5 protein-coding genes are annotated in these 6,646 nt (G+C 59.8%); 2 read left to right on the forward strand and 3 right to left on the reverse strand.

Annotated elements, in window-relative coordinates; genetic code table 11:
- Positions 1-3: 3 nt before the first annotated feature.
- Positions 4-825 carry a peptidoglycan DD-metalloendopeptidase family protein gene (locus ACIOWA_RS21765; protein ID WP_401161869.1) on the forward strand — a complete coding sequence of 274 codons (822 nt, stop codon included), beginning with the start codon at positions 4-6 and terminating at the stop codon, positions 823-825.
- Positions 826-1,282: 457 nt separating this feature from the next.
- Positions 1,283-2,962, forward strand: a complete 1,680-nt coding sequence (gene leuA / locus ACIOWA_RS21770; RefSeq protein ID WP_339432834.1) for a 2-isopropylmalate synthase — start codon at positions 1,283-1,285, stop codon at positions 2,960-2,962.
- A gap of 162 nt (positions 2,963-3,124) precedes the next feature.
- Here the strand turns inward: leuA and ACIOWA_RS21775 are convergent, their stop codons facing one another.
- The 3 genes from ACIOWA_RS21775 to der all read right to left on the reverse strand — a co-directional run.
- Positions 3,125-3,916 carry an amidohydrolase gene (locus ACIOWA_RS21775; RefSeq protein ID WP_401161872.1) on the reverse strand — a complete coding sequence of 264 codons (792 nt, stop codon included), beginning with the start codon at positions 3,914-3,916 and terminating at the stop codon, positions 3,125-3,127.
- Positions 3,904-5,052 (reverse strand): pyridoxal phosphate-dependent aminotransferase, encoded by a 1,149-nt coding sequence (locus ACIOWA_RS21780; RefSeq protein WP_401161873.1) that lies wholly within the window; start codon positions 5,050-5,052, stop codon positions 3,904-3,906. Before ACIOWA_RS21780 ends, ACIOWA_RS21775 begins: the two co-directional genes overlap by 13 nt.
- Before the next feature lie 132 nt (positions 5,053-5,184).
- A partial coding sequence (der, locus tag ACIOWA_RS21785) for a ribosome biogenesis GTPase Der (RefSeq protein WP_401161875.1) occupies positions 5,185-6,646 on the reverse strand: 1,462 nt, incomplete at its 5' end.

The raw sequence follows: 6,646 nt of genomic DNA on the forward strand, positions 1-6,646 counted from the left end.
TCCATGCCGCGTTTTCTGGCTCCACTGTTGCTCCTGTGCCTGACTTTCAATGCCCACGCCGACAGTTACATCACCCGGATGCTGAACAAACCGGTGCCGGGCGGCGTCGCCGTGGTTGATCTGGGCGTATCGAGCCAAGCGCCTAAAGCTACTTATCAAGGCAAACCGGTACTGGTGGTCAAGGAACAGAACAACTGGCTGGCGATCGTCGGTGTGCCGCTGACGGTCAAGCCCGGCGCGCAACAGATCAGCAGCGGCGGACGCAATCTGCCGTTCACGGTCGGAAACAAGAAATACCCGGAACAACGCATCACCCTGAAGAACACTCAGCAAGTCAATCCAAACCCGGCCAACCTCAAGCGCATACAGGGTGAACTGGCCGAGCAGATCAAGGCTTACCGCAGCTTTAGCCCGAACACGCCGAGCAATCTGCTGCTGGACAAACCGGTCAACGGGCCACTGTCGAGCAAGTTCGGTGTGCGCCGCTTCTTTAATGGTGAAGAACGCAACCCCCACGCGGGCCTAGATTTTGCGGTGCCGGCAGGCACGCCGATCAAGACCCCGGCGGCAGGCAAGGTGATCCTGATCGGCAACTATTTCTTCAACGGCAACACCGTGTTTGTCGACCATGGGCAGGGCTTTATCAGCATGTTCTGCCATATGTCGAAAATTGATGTGAAGGTTGGCGATCAATTGGCCCGTGGCGGCGTGGTGGGCAAGGTGGGGTCGACCGGCCGGGCGACGGGGCCGCACATGCACTGGAATGTCAGCCTGAATGATGCGCGGGTCGATCCGGCGATCTTTATCGGCGCTTTCCAGCCCTGAGTCATGCGCTGAGGCCGCAGGCCTCTTCGCGAGCAAGCCCGCTCCCACACAGGTTGGTGGTGTTCACGAGATGCGTGTGCGACACGGACAATGCGGGAGCGGGCTTGCTCGTGAAGGCGTCGTGACTGTCACCGAAAAGCGATTGCGCCCGTATCGAACCTCGCGCAAACATCCATACGATTCCCGCCATAGCGCACAATAAAATCGTGCAAATCTGTACTTTTCGAGTATTCCTCTCAATTTTTTCCGACTGCTTGCCATCCTTCCCACCCGCGGTTAGGGTTGAGGGCATGAAAACCTCTCACACCCTCATTCAGCTTCGCCAGCACCGCAGCCTGTGCCTCGTCAGCGCACGACTGCGAGGCTGAATCGCTACGCCTCGTCCCACGCTTTTCCAAGAACATTCGTTCCACCGGCAGGCCGCCTCTTTTCGGCCCAGACAATAAGGAATTTCCCGATGAGCATGCTCAAAGATCCGTCTTCGAAGTACCGTGCGTTTCCCGTCATCAACCTGCCGGATCGCACCTGGCCGTCAAAAACCATCGATGTCGCGCCGATCTGGTGCAGCTCCGACCTGCGTGACGGCAACCAGTCGCTGATCGAGCCAATGGATGCGGTGAAAAAGCTGCGTTTCTGGAAAACCCTCGTTCAAGTGGGCGTGAAGGAAATCGAAGCCTCCTTCCCGGCCGCGTCGCAAACCGACTTCGACTTTGTGCGCACCCTGATCGAAGAAGGCCACATCCCGGACGACACCACCATTCAGGTGCTGACCCAGGGTCGTGAAGACCTGATCGAGCGCACCTTCGAATCCCTGCGCGGTGCGAAGAAAGCCATCGTTCACCTGTACAACGCCACCTCGCCGTCCTTCCGTCGCATCGTCTTCAATCAGGACAAGGACGGCATCAAGGCCATCGCGGTCAACGCCGCCAAGCTGTTCGTCAAATACGCCGCGATGCAGCCGGACACCGAGTGGACGTTCGAATACTCGCCGGAAACCTTCAGCGCCACTGAGCTGGAGTTCGCCAAGGAAGTCTGTGACGCGGTGATCGAGGTCTGGAACCCGACGCCCGAGCACAAGATGATTCTCAACCTGCCGGCCACCGTGGAATGCGCGACCCCGAACATCTACGCCGACCAGATCGAATGGTTCGGCCGCAACATCAACCGTCGTGACAGCGTGATCATCAGCCTGCACACCCACAACGACCGTGGCACCGGCGTGGCTGCGACCGAGCTGGGCCTGATGGCGGGCGCCGATCGTGTCGAAGGCTGCCTGTTCGGTAACGGCGAGCGTACCGGTAACGTCGACCTCGTCACCGTGGCACTGAACCTGTACACCCAGGGCGTCAACCCTGAGCTGGACTTCTCCGACATCGACGGCGTGCGCAAAGTCGTCGAAGAATGCAACCAGATTCAGGTTCATCCACGTCACCCGTACGTTGGCGACCTGGTTCACACCGCCTTCTCCGGCTCCCACCAGGATGCGATCCGCAAGGGTTTCGCCCAGCAGAAACCCGATGCCCTGTGGGAAGTCCCGTACCTGCCGATCGATCCGGCCGACATCGGCCGCAGCTACGAGGCGGTGATCCGCGTCAACAGCCAGTCGGGCAAGGGCGGCATCGCTTATTTGCTGGAACAGGAATATGGCATCAGCCTGCCACGCCGCATGCAGATCGAGTTCAGCCAGGTCGTGCAGCGTGAAACCGACCGTCTGGGCCTGGAGATGTCCGCCAAGCAGATCCACTCGCTGTTGATCAGCGAATACCTGCAAGCCAACACCCCTTATGCTCTGGTCAGCCATCGCCTGCAGGAAGAAAACGGCAACAGCTCGGTCGAAGTGGAGGTGGCAAGCCAAGGTCAGGGCGAAACCAACCTGCACTGGCGCGGCAAAGGCAATGGTGCGCTGGAAGCACTGGTCGCTGGCCTGCCGATTCCGGTGGAGATCATGGACTACAACGAGCACGCGATCGGCGCGGGCACCAATGCCAAAGCGGCGGCCTACATCGAGCTGCGCGTGAACGGCGAACGTGCGGTGCACGGTGTGGGTATCGATGAGAACATCACCACGGCCAGCTTCAAGGCACTGTTCAGCGCACTCAACCGTTCGCTGAGCCAGCCGGAAGCGAAAGCGGCTTAAGCCATCGCTGAAACGCACAAGGCCCCGGAGTGCGAACGCCGGGGCCTTTTTTTGCCTGATGGTTTTGTGTTGCTCAATCTGGCCTCCCGCTCCCCCATTGGAACGCGGTCAACTGTGGGAGCGGGCTTGCTCGCGAAGATGGCCTGCCAGACACCGCAAATATCAGGTGAACTCGAAGGTATCGGCATCCAGATTCGCCGGAAAACGCTCACGGTAAGCAGCCAATGGCGCGGCCTCCAGCACAGCCCTGAACACCCCGTCAGCCTCCCCCGCCGCCAGCAAGGTTTCGCCCTGGAAATCCAGTACCTGACTGTCGCCGGTATACGCAAACCCCTTGCCGTCAGTGCCCACACGATTGACCGCCGCCACGTAGCACAGATTTTCGATGGCTCGCGCAGGCAGCAGGCGATTCCAGTGCAAACGCCGTGCACCCGGCCAATTAGCGGTGTACAGCAGCAGATCAGTGTCCTGCGCGTCACGACTCCACACCGGGAATCGCAAGTCGTAGCAAATCAGCGGTCGAACCCTCCAGCCCTTGAGCTCGAACTGCACCTGACGTTCACCGGGGGTGTAGTGGTTGTGCTCGCCGGCCATGCGGAACAGGTGGCGCTTGTCGTAATGCCAGACTTCGCCGTCGGGCCTTGCCCACAACAAACGATTGCGGTGGCTACCGTCGGCGGCCTGAACGATCACGCTGCCGGTGATCACCGCATTGAGCTTGGCCGCCTGCACCCGCAGCCATTTGCTGGTAGGGCCATTCTCGGCTTCGGCGAGGGTTTCTGACTCCATGGAGAAGCCGGTGGTGAACATTTCCGGCAGGATGATCAGGTCCGCCCCACGCGCCTGCTCCAGTAACACCTCGAAATGCTCGAAGTTGGCCTGACGGTCATGCCATGCCAGGCTGGTCTGAATCAGTGCCAGATTGAGATTGGGTAACGCACTCAGATCGCGCATAGTTTGGCCGCCGCTTCGCGCAGCGTCTCCTCGCGTTTGGCGAAGCACAGGCGCACCAGGCGCTGGCCTTCGGGTGGTTTCTGGTAGAACACCGACACCGGAATACTCGCCACGCCATGCTCGCGGGTCATCCACATCGCCATCTCGACGTCGTTGAGGTCGGGACGTATCTGTGAGTAATCGACCAGTTGGAAGTAAGTACCGGTGACTCGGGTAAAGCTCAATCGCGACGGCGTCAGCAGATCACAGAACAGATCGCGCTTGGCCTGATAGAAACCTGGCAGCTCTTCGACGTGCTCAGGGTGTTGTGCCATGTAATCGGCCAAGGCGTATTGCAACGGCGTCACGCCGCAGAAACTGACGTACTGATGCACCTTGCGCAATTCAGCCGTCAGCGCGGGCGGTGCAACAACGTAACCGGTTTTCCAGCCCGTGACGTGGTAGGTCTTGCCAAACGAACTGACCACGAATGCGCGCTGATACAACGCTTCATGGGCCAGCACGCTGACATGTGGCGTGCCATCGAACACCAGATGTTCGTAGACTTCATCGCTGATCAAATAGATGTCACGATCGCGGATCAACGCCGCCAGTTGATCAAGCTCTGCGCGGCTGATCAGCGCTCCGCTCGGGTTATGCGGGGTGTTGAGGACGATCATTCGCGTGCGCGGACTCAGGGCAGCGGCAAGCTTGTCAAAATCGATGGAGAAATCGTCGGGCCTCAGTTGCACATGCACGCAGCGACCGCCGGCCAGTTCCGTTGCGGGCTCATAGCTGTCGTAGCACGGGTCGAAAACGATCACTTCGTCACCGCTGTGGATAACGGCCTGAATGGCACAGAAAATCGCCTGGGTTGCACCCGGCGTCACTGTCACTTCATTGTCGGCATCGACGTTCACGCCATAACTGCGGGCGATCTTCGCTGAAATCTGCTCACGCAGCGCCGGCAACCCGGTCATCGGCGAATACTGGTTATGGCCACTGGCAATATGCCGACCGACCGCATCGCGCAGGGACTGTGGGCCGTCGAAATCAGGAAAACCCTGGGACAGGTTGATGGCTCCGGTCTGCGCCGCGAGCTGAGACATCTGCGTGAAAATAGTGATGCCGACATTCGGCAGCTTACTGGTGATCATCCGGGTTCCCTGCTCTGCCCCCGGCTCTGACGACGGCGCGGGAGAGCCCGAGGATAGCCCATACGACGCCCATAAAAAAAGGGCGCCAACCGGCGCCCCCCTTTTTATCTTGATCGCACAAGAAGCGATGAATCACTTCTTGTCGCGGCGCTTCTTGTCGGCTTTCTTGTGGTGCGACATCAAACGACGCTTCTTGTTGACCTGACGGTCGGTCAGCGTGGTTTTGTTGCCTTCGTACGGGTTCTCGCCGCCCTTGAACTCGATGCGGATCGGCGTACCGACCAGCTTCAGCACACGGCGGTAAGTGTTCTCCAGATAGCGCACATACGACTTGGGCACTTTCTCGATCTGGTTACCGTGGATCACGATGATCGGCGGGTTGGCCCCCCCCAAGTGAGCGTAACGCAGCTTGATCCGGCGGTTGTTGACCATCGGTGGCGCGTGCTCGCCAACCGCGTCTTCCAGAATCTGGGTCAGGCGGTTGGTCGGCCAGCGGGTGACCGCCGACTTGAACGAGTTCTGTACGGACGCGTAAAGGTTGCCCACGCCCGTGCCGTGCAGTGCCGAGATGAAGTGGATATCGGCGTAATCAACGAAGAACAGTCGACGTTGCAGCTCGACCTTCACGAAGTCGCGCTCGCTCGGCGTCATGCCGTCCCACTTGTTGATGGCAATAACCAGCGCACGACCGGACTCAATGGCAAAACCCAAGAGGTTGAGGTCGTGATCGACCACGCCTTCGCGGGCGTCCATCACGAAGATCACCACGTTGGCGTCTTTGATCGCTTGCAGGGTTTTGACCACGGAGAACTTTTCGACTTCTTCGTGGATCTTGCCGCGCTTGCGAACACCGGCGGTATCGATCAGCGTGTACTTCTCTTCATTACGTTCGAACGGAATGTAGATACTGTCGCGCGTGGTGCCGGGTTGGTCGTAGACGATTACCCGGTCTTCACCGAGCATGCGGTTGACCAGAGTCGACTTGCCGACGTTCGGACGGCCGATGATGGCGATCTTGATCCCGTCTTTTTCGCTCGGGCCAGGAATGCGCTTGGCTTCCTCGCCTTCGGCAACGACTTCTTCTTCGCCGTCCTCCGGCTCTTCTTCGTCTCTCGGGAAATCACCCAAGGCGATTTCCAGCATCTGAGTGATGCCACGGCCGTGAGCACCGGCGATCGGAATCGCGTGGCCCATACCCAACGGAGCAAATTCAGCGCGGGCCATTTCCGGGTCGATGTTGTCGACCTTGTTGGCGACCACGTAGGAGCGCTTGTTACGTTTGCGCAAGTGTTCGGCGATCATCTGGTCGGCGGCGGTAAAACCGGCCTTGGCATCTACCAGGAACAGCACAACATCAGCTTCTTCAATGGCCAGCAGCGACTGCTCGGCCATTTTTTCGTCCATACCGTGCTCGTCACCGGAGATACCACCGGTGTCGACCAGAATGTAGGAACGCCCTTGCCACTTGGCCTCACCGTACTGGCGATCACGGGTCCGTACCGACAAGTGGCCGGAGGCGGGCGGGGCGGGGCCGGGGGGGGGGGGGGGTCGTGGTGGGGTGGTGGGGGGCGGGGGCTGGAGCCCGGGGTAAGCG

Origin of the sequence: Pseudomonas sp. NPDC087614, assembly GCF_044743485.1 — a bacterium.
Lineage (GTDB): Bacteria > Pseudomonadota > Gammaproteobacteria > Pseudomonadales > Pseudomonadaceae > Aquipseudomonas > Aquipseudomonas baetica_A.